General features: G+C 56.6%; 16 protein-coding genes and 2 riboswitches. Of the genes, 7 read left to right on the top strand and 9 right to left on the bottom strand.

Annotation, left to right across the window (positions count from 1 at the left end):
• Positions 1-14: 14 nt before the first annotated feature.
• Positions 15-80: riboswitch (glycine riboswitch) on the bottom strand.
• Positions 81-83: 3 nt separating this feature from the next.
• Positions 84-175, bottom strand: a riboswitch (glycine riboswitch).
• A gap of 93 nt (positions 176-268) precedes the next feature.
• The 7 genes from AAC636_RS03575 to AAC636_RS03545 all read right to left on the bottom strand — a co-directional run bounded on the left by AAC636_RS03575 (position 269) and on the right by AAC636_RS03545 (position 7137).
• Positions 269-1021, bottom strand: coding sequence for a LamB/YcsF family protein (locus AAC636_RS03575; protein ID WP_340300436.1), 753 nt, complete (start codon positions 1019-1021; stop codon positions 269-271).
• Complete coding sequence (locus AAC636_RS03570) at positions 1018-2034, bottom strand: 5-oxoprolinase subunit C family protein (protein ID WP_340300435.1); 1017 nt, start codon at positions 2032-2034, stop codon at positions 1018-1020. The genes AAC636_RS03575 and AAC636_RS03570 overlap by 4 nt, the downstream gene beginning before the upstream one ends.
• Positions 2031-2783 (bottom strand): 5-oxoprolinase subunit B family protein, encoded by a 753-nt coding sequence (locus AAC636_RS03565; RefSeq protein WP_340300434.1) that lies wholly within the window; start codon positions 2781-2783, stop codon positions 2031-2033. Before AAC636_RS03565 ends, AAC636_RS03570 begins: the two co-directional genes overlap by 4 nt.
• A 77-nt stretch (positions 2784-2860) precedes the next feature.
• Entirely contained in the window at positions 2861-4186 is a 1326-nt protein-coding gene (gene gltX / locus AAC636_RS03560) for a glutamate--tRNA ligase (RefSeq protein ID WP_340300433.1), read from the bottom strand.
• Positions 4187-4276: 90 nt separating this feature from the next.
• Positions 4277-4828, bottom strand: coding sequence for a 2OG-Fe(II) oxygenase (locus tag AAC636_RS03555; RefSeq protein WP_340300432.1), 552 nt, complete (start codon positions 4826-4828; stop codon positions 4277-4279).
• A 105-nt stretch (positions 4829-4933) separates the two neighbouring features.
• Entirely contained in the window at positions 4934-6463 is a 1530-nt protein-coding gene (locus AAC636_RS03550; RefSeq protein ID WP_340300431.1) for a cryptochrome/photolyase family protein, read from the bottom strand.
• The gene (locus AAC636_RS03545) at positions 6457-7137 is read right to left on the bottom strand and encodes an SDR family NAD(P)-dependent oxidoreductase (protein ID WP_340252583.1); all 681 of its coding nucleotides are present in this window, start codon (positions 7135-7137) and stop codon (positions 6457-6459) included. The genes AAC636_RS03550 and AAC636_RS03545 overlap by 7 nt, the downstream gene beginning before the upstream one ends.
• A 323-nt stretch (positions 7138-7460) precedes the next feature.
• On the opposite strand from AAC636_RS03545, the gene AAC636_RS03540 reads away from it, so the two are divergent.
• The 7 genes from AAC636_RS03540 (at position 7461) to AAC636_RS03510 (ending at position 15907) form a co-directional block, all read left to right on the top strand.
• Positions 7461-9026, top strand: coding sequence for a 2-isopropylmalate synthase (locus tag AAC636_RS03540; protein WP_340252585.1), 1566 nt, complete (start codon positions 7461-7463; stop codon positions 9024-9026).
• Between the two features lie 185 nt (positions 9027-9211).
• Positions 9212-10252, top strand: a complete 1041-nt coding sequence (locus AAC636_RS03535; RefSeq protein WP_317656701.1) for a rod shape-determining protein — start codon at positions 9212-9214, stop codon at positions 10250-10252.
• Positions 10253-10313: 61 nt separating this feature from the next.
• Entirely contained in the window at positions 10314-11261 is a 948-nt protein-coding gene (gene mreC, locus AAC636_RS03530) for a rod shape-determining protein MreC (RefSeq protein ID WP_340300430.1), read from the top strand.
• Positions 11258-11785 (top strand): hypothetical protein, encoded by a 528-nt coding sequence (locus AAC636_RS03525; protein WP_340261759.1) that lies wholly within the window; start codon positions 11258-11260, stop codon positions 11783-11785. Before mreC ends, AAC636_RS03525 begins: the two co-directional genes overlap by 4 nt.
• Before the next feature lie 2 nt (positions 11786-11787).
• Positions 11788-13755, top strand: a complete 1968-nt coding sequence (gene mrdA / locus AAC636_RS03520; RefSeq protein WP_340300429.1) for a penicillin-binding protein 2 — start codon at positions 11788-11790, stop codon at positions 13753-13755.
• Positions 13752-14891 carry a rod shape-determining protein RodA gene (gene rodA, locus AAC636_RS03515; protein WP_340252593.1) on the top strand — a complete coding sequence of 380 codons (1140 nt, stop codon included), beginning with the start codon at positions 13752-13754 and terminating at the stop codon, positions 14889-14891. The genes mrdA and rodA overlap by 4 nt, the downstream gene beginning before the upstream one ends.
• 74 nt (positions 14892-14965) lie before the next feature.
• The gene (locus tag AAC636_RS03510; RefSeq protein WP_340300428.1) at positions 14966-15907 is read left to right on the top strand and encodes a 2-hydroxyacid dehydrogenase; all 942 of its coding nucleotides are present in this window, start codon (positions 14966-14968) and stop codon (positions 15905-15907) included.
• A 74-nt stretch (positions 15908-15981) separates the two neighbouring features.
• Here AAC636_RS03510 and odhB read toward each other — a convergent pair whose 3' ends face one another.
• Together odhB and AAC636_RS03500 are read right to left on the bottom strand one after the other, a co-directional pair.
• A complete protein-coding gene (gene odhB, locus AAC636_RS03505; RefSeq protein ID WP_340300427.1) occupies positions 15982-17481 on the bottom strand; it encodes a 2-oxoglutarate dehydrogenase complex dihydrolipoyllysine-residue succinyltransferase in 1500 nt (499 codons plus the stop codon).
• Positions 17482-17486: 5 nt separating this feature from the next.
• Positions 17487-20447, bottom strand: a complete 2961-nt coding sequence (locus tag AAC636_RS03500) for a 2-oxoglutarate dehydrogenase E1 component (protein WP_340300426.1) — start codon at positions 20445-20447, stop codon at positions 17487-17489.
• Positions 20448-20505: the final 58 nt, after the last annotated feature.

The raw sequence follows: 20505 nt of genomic DNA, 5'->3' as shown, positions 1-20505 counted from the left end.
GCTGTCGATGCCCCCTCTGTCCTTTCGCCTGAGATCGTTATCCCTTCGGCGGATGCGCAACACCGCATCACTCTCCAGAGTTTTCGCACATACAGGTTCTTTTGCCTGAGAGTTTACCGGGGCGGTTGCTCCTTCGGCCTTGCGCAAGTGGCGCAATGTCTCCCTGTATATGGGTCTATCATAATTAATGCCGCGCAGAGCATCAAGAATAATCGCACCATTTACGACTATTGCGCCACAAAAAACGGCAGAACCTTCGCAGAAACAATTAAAATTGCGCGATTTGGATATTCTCCGCCTCAAGGCGCGTGCGCAAATTACGGGCAATCTCAACCGCCTGCGGCGTATCCCCATGCAGGCAGATTGTATCAATTTGTGTGGGGATGCGGGTTCCATCCTCGGCAATAATCGCGGCCTCCTGCAACATCGCCAAAATGCGTGTCGCGACCTGCTCTGGATCATGGATCACCGCGCCTGCAATGTTGCGATCTTGCAGGCGGGCATTTGGCAAATAGGCCCGATCCGCAAAAATCTCGCGCGCGATTGGGACACCGATGGCAAGGGCAGCTTCTTCCTGATCTGTGCCAGCAATCACCATAACGATCAGGTCAGGATCCGCCCGCAACGCCCCTTCATAGGCGGCGCGTGCAAGGGCCGCATCATCAGCCGCCATGTTGGCCAAGGCCCCATGCAATTTGACATGGCGCAAGCGCCCCCCCGCCGCGCGCGCCATCGCCATGGCAGCGCCTGTTTGATAGGTTACCATATTGGCCACCTCTGCATGGCTCATCTGCATCGGGCGCCGTCCAAACCCTTGCAAATCAGGAAACCCCGGATGCGCGCCTAAGCCCACGCCACGCGCCACTGCAGCTGCCATGGATTTTAGCATTTGATCGGGATCGCCCGCGTGAAAGCCGCAGGCGATATTGGCCGATGAAATCACATCCATCATCGCCGTATCAGCCCCCATTGGCCAAGGGCCAAAACCTTCGCCTAAATCGGCATTGAGATCGACCTTCATCCCTCGTCCTCCCCAGCGGTGACACCGCTGATCAATTGCATTGCCAGAAGATCACCTGCCTCGCGCGGGTCACGCAAAACTGGCTTACACATGGCCCCAAGTTGCGCGCGCGCAGCCTGTGCGGTGCGCTCAATCTCTACCGCCTCGCCGTGGCTGATCATCTGAAACCTGACCTCGGCCCCGCTTGAGAGTTGCGCCAAACGCGGCAAATCACAAGGCAGAACCTGCGCGATCCGTGGATAGCCCCCTGTCGTCTGGCTTTCGGCCATCAAAACATAAGGTGTTCCATCGCCTGTGATCTGGATATCCCCCTCCATCACAATATCAGAAAGGATATTGCGCGCGGCCTCAGGTGCGAAATTGGGCGCATCGGGCGCGGCCAAGCGCACCCCCATCCGATTGCTGCGCGGGTCGCGCGTGAAACTTGTATTTTGAAACGCCGCTAACAGATCAGCTCCGAACATATCACTTTGTAGGGTCGGCAAAATGCGAATGACACCGCCCGCACTGCGATCTGCCACATTTAGGGACAGGCCTGCTCGGGTCGCGGAGGATGCGCCAAAGGGCAGTTCCGCCCCCGCGCAAATTGCCGCGCGCAGGCCTGCGGCCAAATGCGTTCCGCGCCCCTGCAAGATCAATGGTGGCTCAAATCCGCCTGATATATGCAGATACCCATAAACTCCGCGCATGACAGGCCCGATCTTCAGTTTCGCGCCCGCAGGCACAGCATGGGTTGCGTTCCATGCCAAAGCACGCCCGTCCAAATCCGCGCGCATCTCGGCCCCCGTCAGCGCGATGACGCAGTCGCGGGTGGCGCTAAAGACACCGCCGAACCCTGCCATCTCTAACGCTGCAAAGTTGGGCGATTGCCCTAACAAGGCCGCGCCCTCTGCCATCGCTGCTATATCTATCGCCCCGCCGCGCGACACACCTTGGGCGACATAGCCGTGCCACCCCAAATCCTGCACAGTCACGGCAGGCCCTGCTTGGTGAAAAAGAAAAGTTGCCGTCATGGCAGAGCCCGCCGTACAGCACCGCCATATGGCGCGGCGGCACATGACGTCTCAAATTCCGCCTCAGAAACAGGCCGAAGTGCAATTTCGTCTCCCGCCCGCAACATGAAGGCGGGGTCACGCGCGGGGTTAAACAGGCTGAGGCCCGTTTGACCAATATGCAGCCAGCCCGTTGGCGATGGTACGGAAAACAGAACAATCTGGCGAATTGCTGCAACCAACGCCCCTTTTGGCACCTGCGGATTTAGGGTTGCCTGTCTTGGGAAGTCCCAATTGGGTGGCAACTCTCCCAAATAGGGCTGTGACGGCGCAAACCCGATTGCCTGAACCCGAAGCGGGGTTGCACACAATTCTGCAACCGCCTCAGCCTGACTGACACCTGCGAGCGAACAAGCCTGTTCGAATTCTGGGCCATATGCACCGCCAAAACAGGCAGGCACCTCCCAACGCGCGCGCCCCTGAGGCAGGGATGCAGCATACCAATCGCGCTGCTTAAGAACCGCCGCGAGATCCTCGCGGAGTGCTTCAGGGGATACAAGCAGCGGGTCATACCGCAAAAGGACAGATTGCAGGGCGGTTGAGACTTCCAAAACCCCCGCCAGACCTGCGGCAGTCACCTCAGCAGCGAAGGCAAGGCTTGCGCGATTGCCTGCTTCGCTCAATTGATCGCCAAAGCGCACAACCAGTCCAGCATAACCCGTCTGGCAAATCTCGGGGAATTTTGGCGGTTTTGCGGCTTGCGCGTTCACGAGAACCTGAACCTTTCTATTTGCCACCCCAATGGTGATTAGGGTGGCATGAAAAAGGCAGTGCTTTCAACAGGCGCTTACAGCGTGGGCTTGTTTTGCAACAACTGCAAAAGATCGGCCATTTCAGGCCCGCGCTCACGCCCTGTCACAGCTTTGCGCAGCGGCATGAAAAGGGATTTCCCCTTGCGTCCCGTGGCGTCTTTCACCGCGTTCGTCCAGTTCGACCATGCCTCTGGCCCGTAAGGTGGCTCAGGCAGCAGGGCGAGGGCCTCGGCAATGAATGCTTGATCCTCTGCGTCTACCAATGGGGCCGCACCATCACGGCACAGCTGCCACCACCCCGCCAGATCATGCAGCGTGGTGATGTTTTCACGCGTCACCTGCCAGAATAGGGGTGCGAGATCATCTGGCACCCCCGCAGCCCGCACCGCATCTGCCACCACGCTTAAATCTTGCGCTGCCAGAATGCGTGCGGTCAGCGGATATAAATCATCAACATCAAATTTTGTCGGGGCCGCGCCAAAATGCGCCAAATCAAATCCAGCAGCCAACTCATCAAGACTGCTTGCAATCTCAACAGGTTGGGAGGATCCAAGCCGCGCCATCAACGACAACAACGCCATAGGATGCACCCCTGCTGCGCGCAAATCGCGCAAGGCCAAAGTGCCAAGTCGTTTCGATAACGCCTCACCCTGCGGGCCTGTCAAAAGTGAATGATGCGCGAAGTTAGGCGCAGCAAAGCCAAGGGCAGCCATAATCTGGATTTGTGTCGCTGTGTTGGTCACGTGATCCGACCCGCGCACAACATGGGTGATGCCCATATCTGTGTCATCAACCACCGAGGCCAATGTATACAAAAACTGCCCATCTTGACGGATCAAAACAGGGTCAGACAGGCTGGCCGCGTCAATCGACAAATCGCCCAAAATGCCATCCGTCCACTCGATCCGTTCTTGATCCAACAAGAACCGCCAAACGCCCATACCACGCTCCGCGCGCAATGCATCGCGCTCGGTCTCGCTCAATTTAAGCGCAGCGCGATCATAGACGGGCGGCTGCCCCATATTCAGTTGTTTTTTGCGCTTAAGGTCGAGTTCTGTGGGCGTTTCAAACGCCTCGTAAAATCGTCCTTTGTCGCGCAAGTCTTGGGCGGCGGCCTCGTATCGATCAAGCCGCGCCGATTGGCGCTCCTCCTGATCCCAAGTCAGGCCCAGCCACTCCAAATCTTCGCGGATCGCATCCGCATATTCCTGCTTTGAGCGTTCGGGATCCGTATCATCAAGGCGCAAGATAAATTTGCCGCCTGTGCGCCGCGCAATCAGGTGATTGAACAAAGCCGTGCGCAGGTTGCCAACGTGCAAATAGCCAGTTGGGGACGGCGCAAAACGGGTGACTGTTGTCATGCTCGAAATCTCCTGTGTTTCAAGCGCCCCGTGTTTCACAGCCCATCAGATTTGTCCATATCGCTGCGGGTGAGATGTTGCGAAATCCCATTAGCGAAAGCTTGGGCCGTGACACCACAAGGTCAGCGAATGGCGCGTGCCTTTGGTGACGGGCGTCACCCGATGCAACATGAAAGACGGAAACATCACCGCATCCCCACGCCCGCGTGCGGCAGTCACAGTGTGGTTGCTTGGCATGATCTGCAAATCCCCGCCCTGATATCCCACCCCTGCATCAAGTTGGATGACAATGGTTAATTTGCGCCGCGCGGCCAATCGGCCATCCCCAATATCGGAATGCCAATCAAAATGACCTTCGCGGCTGCTGTCATATCGGGCAACCTGTGGGCTTTCGGAAAAATCGGTGATGTCGAAATCAAACATCTCACGATTGGCCACGCGCACAAGATCAATCGCGCGCTCGGTCACCCATTCGCATCCCTCGACCTCGTCCAACCAAACCAGATCCGCACGGCGCACATTATGGTGCTGCGCTAGTCCCACCAGTTTCGCATCGCGGGTAGGGGCAGGCGCGATCTGATCCAAAATACGCAGACATTCAGCCTCGGTGAATGCCGCGGGGGCAGCGTAAACATCCATCATGTCAGAAACCCATCGCACCACCCTGCCCCGATCCCAATGATCGGCAGGAGGCACCATTAAGCTATGTGCAAAATCCCACGGGTTTGGGAAGCCCCAAAATGATCCTCACAATTGATCAAGCCGCGCCAAATTGGCCTCGGCTGTCTCAAGGGTTGCGGCGCGTGTATCGGCATCCATCTTGGCCCAAACGCGATACATTTGCGCCATACGCGGATTTTTTGCGAATTTTTCTTTGTTTCGGATCAAGAAATGCCAATATAACGCATTAAAGGGGCAGGCTTGCGCCCCAATTTTTTCTTTCACCTTATAAGCGCAACGCCCACAATGATTTGACATCTTATGGATATAATTGCCGCCCGAGACATATGGTTTTGAGGCCACAATGCCGCCATCGGCGAATTGGCTCATCCCAATCACATTGGGAGCTTCGACCCATTCAAAGGCATCGGCATAAACCGCCAGATACCATTCATGCACCTCTTTGGGATCAACCCCCGCAAGAAGCGCAAAATTCCCTGTCACCATCAAGCGTTGGATGTGGTGCGAATAGGCATGGTCACGCGTTTGCAGGATCGCATCCCGCAGACAGGCCATGTCCGTATCGCCCGACCAGTACAACGCAGGCAAGCTACGGCTATGCCCAAGCGCGTTGCGCGATGTGTAATCTGGCCCCTCACGGAAATAAATGCCGCGAATATATTCACGCCAACCAATGATCTGGCGAATGAACCCCTCGACCGAATTTAGGGGCGCCGTTCCTTTGCGGTAGGCTGCCTCAGCCGCCTCACAAATCTCGCGCCAATTCAACAGCCCAATGTTCAAATACATCGACAAGATCGAATGGTTCAGAAACGCCTCGCCCTGCACCATTGCATCTTGATACCGCCCAAAATCAGGGAGGCGGTTCTGGATGAAATCTTCTAACGCGACCAAAGCCTCGGCGCGGGTTGTCGCAAACCAAAAGGGGCGCAAGCGGCCAAAATGTGCGCCAAATCGCAACTCAACCAGATCAAGCACCTCAAGGACGGTTTCATCTGGTTCAAATTGTGGGGGCATACGATTGGACAGCCCCTCCTTTGGCGGTTCGCGATTGTCATGGTCGAAGTTCCATTTTCCCCCTTCAGGGTAATCACCCGCCATCAAAATCCCTGTTTTGCGGCGCATTTCGCGGTAAAAAAACTCCATTCGCAATTCTTTACGCCCTTCGGCCCAATCGGCGAATTCTGAGGTATGACACAAAAAACGATCATCAGGAAATTGATGAACGGGGATTGGGCAATCCTCCAAGGCGGCAATCACGCGCCATTCGGCAGGGGCTGTGGCAATCGCCTCTTGTGCGCCGGTTTCAGCAGCGCGGCGGATGACTTCACCCACCAAGGATTGCGCATTTTGCGCATCGTCAAGGCGGGTGTATGCGACAGACCAGCCATCATTCCGCAATTCTTGCGCGAATTTGCGCATTGCTGCAAAGATCAAGGCAATTTTTTTGGGATGATGCGGCACATAGCTCGCTTCATCCCACACTTCAGCCATGACCACGATGTCGCGGGATTTATCTGCTTCGCGCAACGCCACGATAGCGGGACTTAATTGATCCCCTAAAATCAGGATCAAGCGGGGCGGGGAATTCACCATGGCACAGGCTCGCCTTTCCAATCGAAAAACTGGCCTGTTTGCGCGGGGCCGATCCCTGCCAAAACACGCGCGATATTCGCGGCGGCCTCCTCGGGCGCAACGGCAGGATGGCGCCCAAGATAGTTTTCGGTGAATTTTGTGCGCACTGTGCCAGGATGTAGGGCAATCAAGGCCGCGCCTTTGTGACTGCGCGCCAATTCAATCGCCCCTGTCCGCACGATCTGATTGACCGCAGCCTTTGCCGCCCGATAGCCATACCACCCGCCGGCGCGGTTATCCCCGATCGATCCCACCCGCGCGGACAAGACGGCACAGACGCCCGCGCCCTGCTGATCCATCAAGCGCGGCACATGGCGCAAGATCAAAGCGGGGCCAATGGCGTTGATGGCAAATTGCCGCGCAAGCGCGTCTGCATTGACGTGGCTTAAAGATTTCTCAGGGCCTTTGCCGTCAATCTCAAGCGCCCCTGTGGCGACAACGACCAAATCAAATGGGCCAGTTTGTGCCGCTAAATGGGCCTCGACTGTGGCAGGCGCGGTCAGATCAAAGCCGTCCTCGCGGCGCGACAGGCTAGACACCTCAGCACCACTTTCGCGATAATGGGCAACCAATGCGCGCCCGATGCCACCTGATGCGCCCACAATGAGAACGCGCTGAAATCTATTCTCTGTCATAGGGCGTGATGTAGGGGGCGGCGCAGGCGGGGCAAGTTTGACATTGGGGTGAAAAAGGGGGTTTTCATCCCTGATCTTGCGCGGCATAGTCGGCGCATCATGACCAAGACTGCGATACATATGACAGCGATGCACAGCCGCCCAGCAGGCGGCCTAAACGCATTGCTAGCGCTTCTTCTTAGCCGCCTCTGAGCGTGCCAGTCGGCGCGACCGCTCAGGGGGGATTTAGCGCCGAAAGCTTCACCAAAACAAAGCATCATTGATTGACAAGGCCGCTTTGCAGATGCACAGGGCCGCAAAAGACTGGCTGGGGAGAGAACCCAATGACGAACGATAAAAACCGCGTCTTGATTTTTGACACGACATTGCGCGATGGCGAACAAAGCCCAGGCGCGACCATGAGCCATGCTGAAAAGCTCGAGATCGCAGCCCTTCTTGACGAGATGGGTGTTGATATCATCGAGGCTGGCTTTCCAATTGCCTCAGAAGGTGATTTTGCGGCTGTCTCCGAGATTGCCAAGCAAACCCAAAATGCCACGATCTGCGGCCTTGCGCGTGCGAATTTCAAAGACATTGACCGCTGCTGGGAGGCGGTTCGCCACGCCAAAAGCCCGCGCATCCACACGTTTATCGGCACCTCGCCCCAACACCGCGCGATCCCGAACCTCTCGATGGATCAAATGGCCGAGCGCATCCACGAGACGGTCAGCCATGCGCGCAATCTTTGCGACAATATCCAATGGTCGCCGATGGACGCCACCCGCACCGAATGGGATTATCTCAAGCGCGTTGTAGAAATTGCCATCAAGGCAGGCGCGACCACCATCAACATCCCCGACACAGTCGGCTACACAGCCCCCCGCGAGAGCGCGCGCCTGATTGAACGCCTTATCGCGGATGTGCCTGGCGCAGAGGATGTCATCTTCGCCACCCATTGTCACAATGACCTCGGCATGGCGACCGCCAATGCCTTGGCCGCAGTAGAAGGCGGGGCGCGTCAGATTGAATGCACCATCAACGGCTTGGGTGAGCGGGCAGGAAACACCGCCCTTGAGGAGGTCGTGATGGCCATGCGCGTGCGCAATGACATCATGCCCTATCACACCCGCGTGGATGCTAAGAAAATCATGCACATCTCGCGCCGCGTTAGCACAGTTTCAGGGTTTGCTGTGCAGTTCAACAAGGCGATTGTCGGTAAAAATGCCTTTGCGCATGAATCGGGCATCCACCAAGATGGAATGCTGAAATCGGCCGATACGTTCGAAATCATGCGCCCCGAGGATATCGGCCTCTCTGGGACATCGCTGCCACTGGGCAAGCACTCTGGTCGCGCGGCCTTGCGCGCAAAGCTCAGGGATTTGGGCTTTGAATTGGCCGATAATCAGCTCAACGATGTATTCGTGCGCTTCAAAGCATTGGCAGACCGCAAGAAAGAAGTGTTTGACGATGATATCATCGCCTTGGTGACAGATGCAGGCGCCATTGATGCCTCTGACCATCTGGAACTGAAATTCCTGCGTGTCATCTGCGGCACCGAAGCCCCCCAGAATGCGGATCTGGTGATCCGTGTGGGAGATGAAGAAAAAACTGTTGTGGCAACGGGTGATGGCCCTGTGGATGCCGCCTTTAATGCCGTCAAACAAGCCTTCCCACATTCGGCCCGTTTGCAACTTTACCAAGTGCATGCGGTGACCGAAGGCACCGATGCGCAAGCCACCGTCTCGGTGCGGATGGAAGAAGAGGGACGCATTGCAACCGCGCAATCAGCAGATACCGATACCGTTGTGGCAAGCGTGAAGGCCTATATCAACGCGCTCAATCGTCTGATCCTGCGGCGTGGGAAAGCGGGCGGCGACCGCAAGGAGGTTTCCTATCGGGACGCAAACTAAGCCAATCCTAAAATCCGCCCCACATTTGGGGCGGATTTTTGCTACAACCATCGGCGGTTTGGTAAAAACGCCCTTATTGTTCTTTACCTTACCATGGGCCTTTGCCTATATGCGGTTCAGAGGATGATCGGCTGCTAACGGGTCAACCTCGGCTGCGTAGGATGACTATTTGGGATCGCCACATTATGGCCTTTGGACTTGGACGACTATTCACTGCCGATATGGCGATTGATTTGGGCACCGCAAACACGCTGGTCTATGTGCGTGGCAAGGGTGTTGTTCTTAACGAACCCTCCGTGGTGGCTTATCAGGTCAAGGACGGCGTGAAAAAGGCACTGGCCTTTGGCGAGGATGCCAAGCTGATGCTGGGCCGCACCCCTGGTTCCATTCAGGCGATCCGTCCGATGCGGGATGGGGTGATTGCAGATTTCGATGTTGCGGAAGAAATGATCAAACATTTCATTCGCAAAGTGCATAAAAGCACAACTTTCACTAAGCCAAAGATTATCGTTTGCGTGCCGCACGGGGCCACCCCCGTTGAAAAGCGCGCAATTCGTCAGTCCGTGTTGGGCGCAGGCGCGCGCAAGGCGGGCCTGATCTCAGAACCCATCGCAGCCGCCATTGGCGCAGGGATGCCCATCACAGACCCAACGGGCAACATGGTTGTTGATATTGGCGGCGGCACCACAGAGGTGGCGGTCTTGTCACTTGCAGATGTGGTCTATGCCCGCTCTGTTCGGGTCGGCGGCGACCGCATGGATGAGGCAATCATCTCCTATCTGCGCCGTCAGCATAACTTGCTTGTTGGGGAAAGCACGGCTGAGCGGATCAAAACAACCATCGGCACCGCAATCATGCCGCGTGATGGCAAAGGGCAAGTTATGGCAATCCGTGGCCGTGACCTTTTAAACGGGGTTCCAAAAGAGATTGAACTGAACCAAGCCCATGTGGCCGAGGCGCTGTCTGAACCTGTGCAACAGATTTGCGAGGCGGTGATGAGCGCGCTTGAAGCGACACCACCAGATTTGGCGGCTGATATCGTAGATCGCGGGGTTATGCTGACAGGTGGCGGTGCACTCTTGGGCGAACTTGATCTGGCGCTGCGTGAACAGACTGGCCTCGCCATTTCCGTTGCGGATGAAAGCCTCAATTGCGTCGCACTTGGCACGGGCAAGGCGCTTGAATATGAAAAGCAACTCCGCCACGCCATTGATTACGAGTCGTGATTGGGTCAGTCTCCTGTCTACGGGCAGAGAGGCTGAGGCGAGATGACAAGGTTATGCGGATATGGCACGGGATAGACACGAGGAAAATCTCGCCAATCCAACACGCCGCCTTTTGGTGGTCATTCTGATCATCGTCCTTTTCGGGTTCATCTTGCTGTGGCGCGTTGACAACCCGCGCGCAGAACGCATCCGCGCCGCTGTGGTAGATCGCATCGTTCCCAACATGGAATGGGCTATGGCACCCGTTACTGGGCTTGCGCGGATGGTCGATGATTTCCAATCTTACGCGCGCCTCTACGAACAGAACGAACAGCTGCGCCGCGAGTTGCAACAGATGCGCGCATGGCGCGAGGCGGCGATTCAGCTTGAACAAGAAAATGCCCGCCTCTTGGATTTGAACCGCGTTCAGCCTGACCCATCGCTGACTTGGATTTCAGGGATTGTTTTGGCTGATAGCGGATCGCCGTTCCGCCGCTCAGTTCTGCTGAATGTGGGCGCGCGCGATGGGGTGGAAGACGGATGGGCCGCTATGGACGGGCTTGGCTTGGTCGGACGGATCGCGGGCCTTGGGGAACGCACAGCGCGCGTTTTATTGTTGACCGATAGCAACAGCCGCGTGCCTGTATTGATCCAACCATCTGGGCAGCAGGCCTTGCTGACAGGCGACAACAGCGCCGCCCCGCTTATTGATTTCATCGAAACCCCCGAAGACATCGCCGCAGGGGATCGTATCGTGACATCGGGCGCGGACGGATTATACCCTGCGGGGCTGTTGGTTGGCCAAGTGGTCGTTGACCCAGAACGCGACCTGCGCGCACGGCTTGCTGCTGATTTTGGTCGGCTGAATTTCCTACGGGTCATGCGCAACCCTGATGTTGTGCCGCTCAATGACAGCGACACATTGATCGGCCCGCCCTTGCCCGAAAATGGGGGAACAGGGGATCAGATCGAAGCCGACCCCGTGCCAGAAACCGCCGCAGCACAAGACACGGAGGGGGATGGCACATGACCGACCCTTTGACCCTCCGCATATGGATTTATCGCGCTTATTATCTGGCGCTCTGCCTGTTCATCCTTCTTTGGCAAATCCTGCCTTTAGGTTTTGACGAAGGTAGTCTGCCAAGCCCCGACTTGATCACGGCGCTAACCCTTGCTTGGCTGCTCAGGCATCCCAATGTTGTCCCGCTTGGGGCTATTGCCATCGTTTTCTTGATCTCAGACTTTTTGACCCACGCGCCTGTCGGCTTGGGTGCGCTGCTGATAGTCTTAGCCACCGAAAGTCTGCGCAAACGCCAACCGCAAATCGAAAACATGACGTTTCTCAGCGAGTTCGGCACTGTGATCGCCGTGATCTTGTCTGTTACTTTGGCCGAGCGGGTGCTTTTGACATTGCTTTTGGCGGATCAGCCCCCCTTTGGCGAGGTGGCCTTGCACGCGATTGTGACCATCGCAGCTTACCCCGCGCTGGTTGTGATCTCGAAATATTTGCTTGGTTTGGATAAACTATCCGCCGCAGACCCAGACAATGTTTAACCATGGCCCGCAGTCAGAAACGCAAAAACCAAGATAATAACGCGCAAATGTCCCGCCGCGCGTTGGTTTTGGGTGGGCTTATGAGCACCACCTGCCTCGTGCTGGCAGGGCGCATGCGTTATTTGCAACTTGAGCGGGCTGATGATTTTCGGCTTTTGGCCGAAGAAAATCGGATCAACCTCCGCCTATTGCCCCCTGCGCGTGGGGTGATCTATGACCGCCATGGCACAGTTCTGGCCGACAACTCGCCCAATTACCGCATCACGATGGTGCGCGAGGATGCGGGGGATGTGGATTTGGTGCTGTCGCGCTTGAGCCGCATTGTGAATATCGACCGCGCGAAACTAGATCGGGCACGTGACGAGATGATGTCCCGCCCGCCCTTCGTGCCTGTCACCATCGCAGATCGTCTATCATGGGAGGAGTTCTCTCTGGTTTCGGTCAATGCCCCCGCACTTCCAGGGATCACGCCTGATGTGGGATTGTCGCGGGATTATCCGCTTGGGGCAGATTTCTCTCACGTTGTGGGCTATGTGGGGCCTGTCTCGGACTATTATCTTGAGACGACAGGGGACACGGATCCCGTGCTGCAAATCCCCGATTTCCAAGTCGGGCGCTACAATGTCGAAGCGCGGCTTGAGGATGTCTTGCGCGGGCGCGCAGGCAGCAAGCGGGTCGAGGTGAACGCCGCAGGTCGCGTGATGCGCGAGCTTGACCGCAGTGAGGCCCAACCTGGTGCGGATGTGCGACTGACAGTTGATGCCTATCTCCAAAACTATGCCGAAGCGCGGCTTGAAGGCGAAAGCGCGGGCGCTGTGGTGATCGACACCCAAAATGGCGACATTCTCGCCTTGGCCTCAGCGCCCACCTATGATCCGAACCTCTTTGTGCGCGGCATCCCATCGTCCATCTGGGAAACGCTCAACACCGACCCCTACCGCCCCTTGGCCAATAAAGCCACGCAGGGCCTCTACCCGCCCGGATCGACCTATAAAATGGTCGTGGCCTTGGCCGCGCTAGAGGCAGGGCTAATTGATCCGTCCGACACTGTGTTTTGTAGTGGATCCCTACAGTTGGGCAATCGGCGCTTTCATTGCTGGAAGCGGGGCGGCCATGGTCGGATGGATATGGTGCAAAGCATCGCGCAAAGCTGTGACGTCTATTATTACGATCTTGCGCAACGCGTGGGCATTGATGCCATCTCAGCCATGGCCGAACGGCTGGGCTGCGGCGTGCGCCATGATGTGCCTCTTTCAGGCGTGGCAACGGGCATTGCACCCACGATGGATTGGAAATTATCCAACCGTGGCGAGCCATGGGTGATGGGCGACACGCTCAACGCGTCAATCGGTCAGGGCTTTGTTCTTAATTCACCGTTGCAACTGGCTGTGATGACCGCGCGCCTTGCCTCTGGCCTAAACCTTAATCCGCGCCTTATTCGCAGCGTAGACGGGGTGGAACCTGATTACCCTGCCATCATGCCTTTGGATGTAAATCCTGCCAATCTGGCAAAAATTCGCGATGGGATGTTTGAAGTCTCCAATGGGTCGCGCGGCACAGCCTTAGGCAGCCGCACTGTTTTGCAGGACTATTTGATTGCGGGCAAAACAGGCACAAGCCAAGTGCGCAATATCACCGCCGCCGAGCGGGCCGCAGGCGTGATCCGCAATGAAGACCTGCCGTGGGAGCGGCGCGATCATGCCCTTTTTGTGGGCTATGCCCCCGCACATGCACCACGCTATGCCATTGCCCTGATCGTGGAACATGGCGGCGGTGGGTCGGCGGCAGCAGCGCCCCTTGCGCGCGACATTTTGCTTTATGCGATGTTTGATGATCTGCCCCCGTTGGACGCCTATCCCGCAAACCAGCGCGCGGCAGTGCAGGAGCGCCATGCCGCCATGACCCTTTTGCCGCGGCGCGGCAGTCCAGATGCCCCAACATCTGGCACCACAGGGACAAGCCGCGCATGAGTTTTTCACTCTACCAGATCAATACGATGCCAAGCGGGTGGCGCAAGGTTCTGTATTTCAACTGGCCGCTTGTGTTACTTCTGACCCTTGTAGCCTGCATCGGGTTTATGATGCTTTATTCGGTTGCGGGGGGCTCAACACGACCTTGGGTCATTCCGCAAGTGCAGCGTTTCGCGCTCGGCATGGCCGCAATGTTCATCATCGCGCTGATCCCAATTGCCTTTTGGCGGATGGTGTCATGGTTGGGCTATGCGTTCTCGCTTGTGTTGCTGCTCGTGGTCGAGTTTTTCGGCACGGTCGGTATGGGCGCACAACGATGGATTGACCTTGGTGGGTTCCGCTTGCAGCCCTCCGAATTGGCAAAAATCACCATCGTGATGGTCTTGGCCGCCTATTATGCGCGCCTCGATACCACGAAGAAATCGCATCCGCTCTATATCCTGCCGCCCCTGCTCTTGATCTTGGTGCCTGTGTTTTTGACCCTCAAGCAGCCCGATTTGGGCACAGCCCTCCTGCTGCTTTTGGGCGGTGGCGCGGTGGTTTTTGCCGCAGGCGTTCACTGGGCCTATTTTGGCGGGTTGATTGCGGCGGGCGTGGGCGCGGTCTTTGCTGTGTTCGCATCACGCGGCACATCATGGCAATTGATCAAAGATTACCAATTCCGCCGCATCGACACCTTCCTCGATCCAACCCAAGACCCGCTTGGCGCCGGATACCACATCACCCAAAGTCAGATCGCGCTTGGATCGGGCGGGTTTTCTGGACGGGGATTTATGGAAGGCACGCAAAGCCGCTTAAACTTTTTGCCCGAAAAACACACCGATTTCATCTTCACGACCTTGGCTGAGGAATTTGGCTTTATCGGTGCATCCTCCCTCCTGTTTATCTATCTACTGATTGTAGCCTTGTGTATTTGGACGGCCCTTTCCACCAAAGATCGCTTTGCCTCGCTGCTTAGCATTGGGATTGCAGCAACCTTTTTCCTCTACTTCGCGATCAATATGGCAATGGTCATGGGGTTGGCCCCCGTGGTGGGCGTGCCTTTGCCGCTCGTCTCTTATGGCGGCTCAGCAATGATGGTGCTTTTAGCAGCGTTTGGTTTGGTGCAATCGGCCCATATCCATCGTCCACGCTAAAGTGAAATTGGCGGGTTTTCCCGCCCTGCGCCCTCTGATAGCCCTAATCGCATCTCATATTTCAGGAGCAGGCCATGCCATCCCCCACCATCCTTTTCGCTGCAAAATCTGAAAAATGGGCGGAATATGAACCCGCACTGCGCATGGCGTTGCAGAAGGCAGGGGTTGATACCACGGGCCTAACCACTGAAGCTGACCCAGCTGAGGTGGATTATATCATCTACGCCCCCAATTCGGGGCTACAGGATTTTACCCCCTTCACCCGCGCAAAGGCCGTGCTTAGCCTTTGGGCAGGGGTTGAGGATATTGTCGGCAATGAAACAATCACCATGCCGCTTGCCCGCATGGTCGATTATGGCCTAACGCAAGGTATGCTCGAATTCGTCATGGGTCATGTGCTGCGTTATCACCTCATGATTGACGATTTCCTTGCAGGGCAAGATGGGGTCTGGCGCCCCAATTTGGTGCCACCCTTGGCGCGGGATCGCAAGGTGACCATCTTGGGTCTTGGTGTATTGGGCGCGGCTGCAGCGCAAAGCCTTGCGCGGATTGGCTTTGATGTCGCAGGCTGGTCGCGAAGCCCCAAATCAATCGAAGGCATCGCGTGCTATCATGGTGAAGACGGGCTTTTCGATGCAATGCGCCATGCCGAGATTTTGGTAACACTTCTGCCCGACACCGCCGCCACGCGCGGGCTGATCAATCAAACCACCCTCGCCGCCCTGCCCCATGGGGCCAAGATCATCAACCCTGGGCGCGGCAGTTTGATCGAGGATGCCGCGCTTTTGGCCGCCCTTGATACAGGCAAGATCGCAGCGGCCACTTTGGATGTTTTCACCATCGAACCCCTGCCTGCCTCACATCCCTATTGGCGCCATCCACGGGTCACTGTAACCCCGCATATCGCCTCTGCCACAAGGGCCGAGACGGCATCGGAAACCATTGCCGAGAATATCCGCCGTGGTGAGGCGGGCGAGACCCTCTTGCATCTGGTGGATCGCGCGGCAGGGTATTAGGCAGCAAAAAGCCCCCATCCAATGCAGCCAGAACGGGGGCGTTTCGCGGTCGTGTTCTCAGTCGTTTGTGGGGATCAGAGATCCATCAACAAACGGCGTGGGTCTTCCAGTGCATCCTTGACGCGGACAAGGAAGGTCACCGCGCCTTTACCATCGACAATGCGGTGGTCATAGGACAACGCCAGATACATCATTGGGCGGATTTTGATCTCGCCATTGATGACCATGGGGCGGTCTTGGATTTTATGCATCCCCAAAATACCCGATTGTGGCGGGTTCAAAATCGGCGAGGACATGAGCGAGCCGTAAACCCCACCATTCGAAATGGTGAACGTGCCGCCCTGCATCTCGGCCATAGACAGCTTGCCATCGCGCGCGCGCTTGCCCTTTTCGGCAATCGCCTTTTCGATTTCGGCAAAAGACATCTGATCGGCGTTACGGATCACTGGCACAACCAGACCCTGTGGCGTGCCTGCCGCGATGCCCATATGTACAAAGTTTTTGTAGACGATGTCGGTGCCATCGATTTCAGCGTTCACCTCAGGCACCTCTTTCAAGGCGTGGATACAGGCCTTGGTGAAGAAGGACATAAAGCCCAAACGCGCGCCGTGCTTCTTTTCGAACTCGTCTTTATAGGCGTTGCGCAGGGCCATCACCTCGGTCATGTCCACCTCGTTATAGGTGGTCAGGATCGCTGCGGTGTTTTGCGCATCTTTCAGACGCTTTGCAATCGTCTGGCGCAGACGGGTCATTTTGACCCGTTCTTCGCGGGCAGCATCCTCGGCGGCGACAGGCGCACGCGGAGCGGCGGCAGGGGCAGCAGCAGGCGCTGCAGCGGGGGCAATTGCGGCCTTCAAAACATCTTCTTTCATGATGCGTCCATCCTTGCCCGAGCCTTGAACAGCCGCGGGGTCAATGCCTTTTTCCGCCATCAGCTTCTTGGCTGATGGGGCATCTTCTACATCCCGACCGCTGCTTGTCGGTGCAGCGGCAGCAGGGGCCGCAGCGGGTGCTGCGGCAGGGGCGGCGACAGCCGCGCCAACGGTGGAAATGACACCAAGCTGCCCGCCTGCATTTACGGTCGCACCTTCGGCCGCATCAATGCGCGCCAAAACACCTGCAGCGGGGGCGGGAACCTCGACCGACACTTTGTCCGTTTCCAATTCACACAGCATCTCGTCTTGCGCGACCGTATCGCCGACCTGTTTGAACCATGTGGCGATAGTGGCTTCGGTCACAGACTCGCCCAACGCGGGAACCATAATATCGACCGATGCACCCGAAGACGCAGCGGCCGCTGGCTTTGCGGCAGGGGCCGCAGCAGTGGTGCCTGCACCCGAGGCCGCAATTGTGGCGAGCAAGGCATCAACGCCAACCGTCTCGCCCTCGCCCGCAACGATCTCGCCCAATGTGCCTGCGGCGGGGGCAGGAACTTCAACAGTCACTTTATCGGTTTCCAATTCGCACAGCATCTCATCCTGCGCGACTGTATCCCCTGGTTTTTTGAACCAAGTTGCCACGGTGGCCTCGGTCACGGATTCGCCCAAAGTGGGCACGCGGACTTCTGTCGCCATTGTCTTTACCCTTCGATCGTCAGCGCTTCGTTGATGAGCGCGGTTTGCTGTGCTTTATGTTGTGAGGCTAGGCCAGTCGCAGGCGAAGCCGAAGCAGCGCGGCCTGAATAAGTGGCGCGGCTATGGGTTGCCCCAATCCGTGTCAGAACCCATTCAAGATTTGGTTCAACGAATGTCCAAGCCCCTTGGTTTTTCGGCTCTTCCTGACACCAGACAATCTCTGCGGTCTTAAAGCGCTCCAATTCCTTCATCAGCGACATCGCAGGGAATGGATAGAATTGCTCAAGACGCAAGAGATAGACATCATCCAGACCACGCGCATCGCGCTCTTCAAGCAAGTCATAATAGACCTTGCCTGAACTGATGACGACACGGCGGATTTTATCGTCTGATTTCAGCTTGAGATCCGAACTGCCATATTGGGCATCATCCCACAGCACGCGGTGGAAGGAAGACCCTGTTGTGAACTCCTCCGCCCGTGAGACGGCCTTTTTATGCCGCAAAAGGGATTTCGGCGTCATCAGAACCAATGGCTTACGGAAGCTGCGATGGATCTGGCGGCGCAAGATATGGAAATAATTGGCCGGTGTGGTGCAATTGGCCACAATCCAGTTATCTTGACCGCACATTTGCAAGAACCGCTCAAGACGCGCGGAGGAATGCTCGGGGCCTTGGCCCTCAAACCCGTGCGGCAACAGCATCACCAATCCAGACATCCGCAACCATTTGCTTTCGCCCGATGAGATGAATTGGTCAAACATGATTTGTGCGCCATTGGCGAAATCACCAAATTGCGCTTCCCACATGACCAAGGCATTCGGTTCCGCAAGGCTGTAGCCATATTCAAAGCCCAGCACCGCATATTCGGACAGCATCGAGTCGATGACCTCGTAGCGCGCTTGGCCCTCACGAATGTTATTGAGAGGATAATAGCGTTCCTCGCTCTCCTGATGGATCAGGCCCGAATGGCGCTGGCTGAATGTGCCACGGGTGCTGTCTTGGCCTGCAAGGCGAACTGGATATCCTTCGGTCAGCAAGCTGCCAAAGGCCAAAGCCTCGGCAGTCGCCCAATCAAACCCTTGGCCGGTGTCGAACATCTCTTGTTTCGTTTCCAAAAGACGCGCCACAGTCTTATGCAGCACGAAGTTCTGGGGCGCGGTCACCAAGGCCTTGCCGATCTCTTTCATCGTCTTGGGCTTGATTGCTGTCTCACCGCGTTGGTAATCCTCGCCCTCGCGGTTGAGATGACTCCAACGGCCATCAAGCCAATCCGCTTTGTTAGGCTTATATTCCTTACCTGCCTCAAACTCGTCATTCAGACGGGCTTGGAAGGCCGCCTTCATATCTTCGATTTCACCTTCGGGGATCAGCCCGTCCTGCACCAAACGCTCGGTATAGAGTTGCAAGGTCGTTTTGTGCTTCTTGATGCGGTTATACATCATCGGGTTGGTGAACATCGGCTCATCGCCTTCGTTGTGACCAAAGCGGCGATAGCAGAAGATATCAATCACAACATCTTTGCCGAATTTCTGACGGAATTCCGTAGCAACTTTTGCAGCATGAACAACGGCTTCGGGATCGTCCCCGTTGACATGGAAAATCGGCGCCTCAACCATCAAAGCAATATCTGTTGGATAGGGCGAGGAACGGCTGAAATGGGGCGCAGTGGTGAAGCCGATTTGGTTATTCACCACGATATGGATTGTGCCGCCTGTGCGGTGACCGCGCAGTCCCGAAAGCCCCAAGCCTTCTGCAACCACACCCTGCCCCGCAAAGGCCGCATCACCATGCAAAAGGATACCCAAAACTTGGTGACGTTCTGTGTCGCCCAACTGATCTTGCTTGGCGCGCACTTTGCCCAGAACAACGGGGTTAACCGCCTCAAGGTGGCTTGGGTTCGCGGTCAAGGAAAGGTGGACAGTGTTATCATCAAAAGTGCGATCCGAAGACGCGCCCAAGTGATATTTCACATCCCCTGATCCATCGACATCCTCAGGCTTAAAGCTGCCGCCTTGGAATTCGTTGAAAATCGCGCGGTAAGGTTTGCCCATCACATTGGCCAAAACGCTGAGACGCCCGCGGTGGGGCATGCCAATCACGATTTCCTTCACGCCAAGCGCGCCACCGCGTTTGATGATTTGCTCCATCGCGGGGATCAACGCCTCGCCACCATCAAGGCCGAAACGCTTTGTGCCCATGTATTTCACATGGAGGAATTTCTCGAAACCTTCGGCCTCGACCAATTTGTTCAAGATGGCCTTACGGCCCTCTCGGGTGAAGGCGATCTCTTTGCCATAACCCTCAATCCGCTCTTTGAGCCAGCTGGACTGCTCGGGATCAGAAATGTGCATATATTGCAGGGCAAATGTGCCACAATAGGTGCGCTTCACGATCTCCATGATCTGGCGCATTGATGCCATTTGCAGGCCCAAAACATTATCGATGAAAATCGGACGATCCATATCCGCATCGGTGAAACCATAGCTGCGCAGATCAAGTTCTGGGTGGGGGATATGGTCGCGCATGCCAAGCGGGTCGATATCGGCAATCAAATGACCACGGATACGATAGGCGCGGATGATCATCAGTGCGCGGATACTGTCCAAAACAGCGCGCTGCACCTGTGCATCGGTCAACTCGATGCCTGCATCTGCCGCCTTTTCGCGGATTTTCTTTTCTGCGCCTTTGACTTCGACCGCTGCGGCGGGCCACTCACCCGTGAGCGCATGGGTCAAATCATCGGCAGGCTGCAACGGCCAGTCACCACGCGCCCAAGAGGGGCCTGCGGCCTCGGCCTTTGCGTCAGCTGGTGCATCGCCAAGCGAAGCAAAAAACGCCCGCCAACTTTCTTCGACCGAATTTGGGTCTTGCGCATAACGCGCGTAAAGCTGTTCGAGATATTCGGCATTATGCCCCTGCATAAAGCTTGAGGCGTGGAAGATATCATTCGGGCTTTGTTCAGTCATGACCGCACCTGAGAAATGGAATAGCCCCGCACGATCAAATTGAGCGCGCGAGGCAACT

Source organism: Roseobacter sp. HKCCD5988, assembly GCF_037830355.1.
In the GTDB taxonomy this organism is placed as follows: Bacteria; Pseudomonadota; Alphaproteobacteria; order Rhodobacterales; family Rhodobacteraceae; genus M30B80.
The sequence above is the reverse complement of the archived record's forward strand: the minus strand, read 5'-3'. Positions and strand labels throughout refer to the sequence as shown.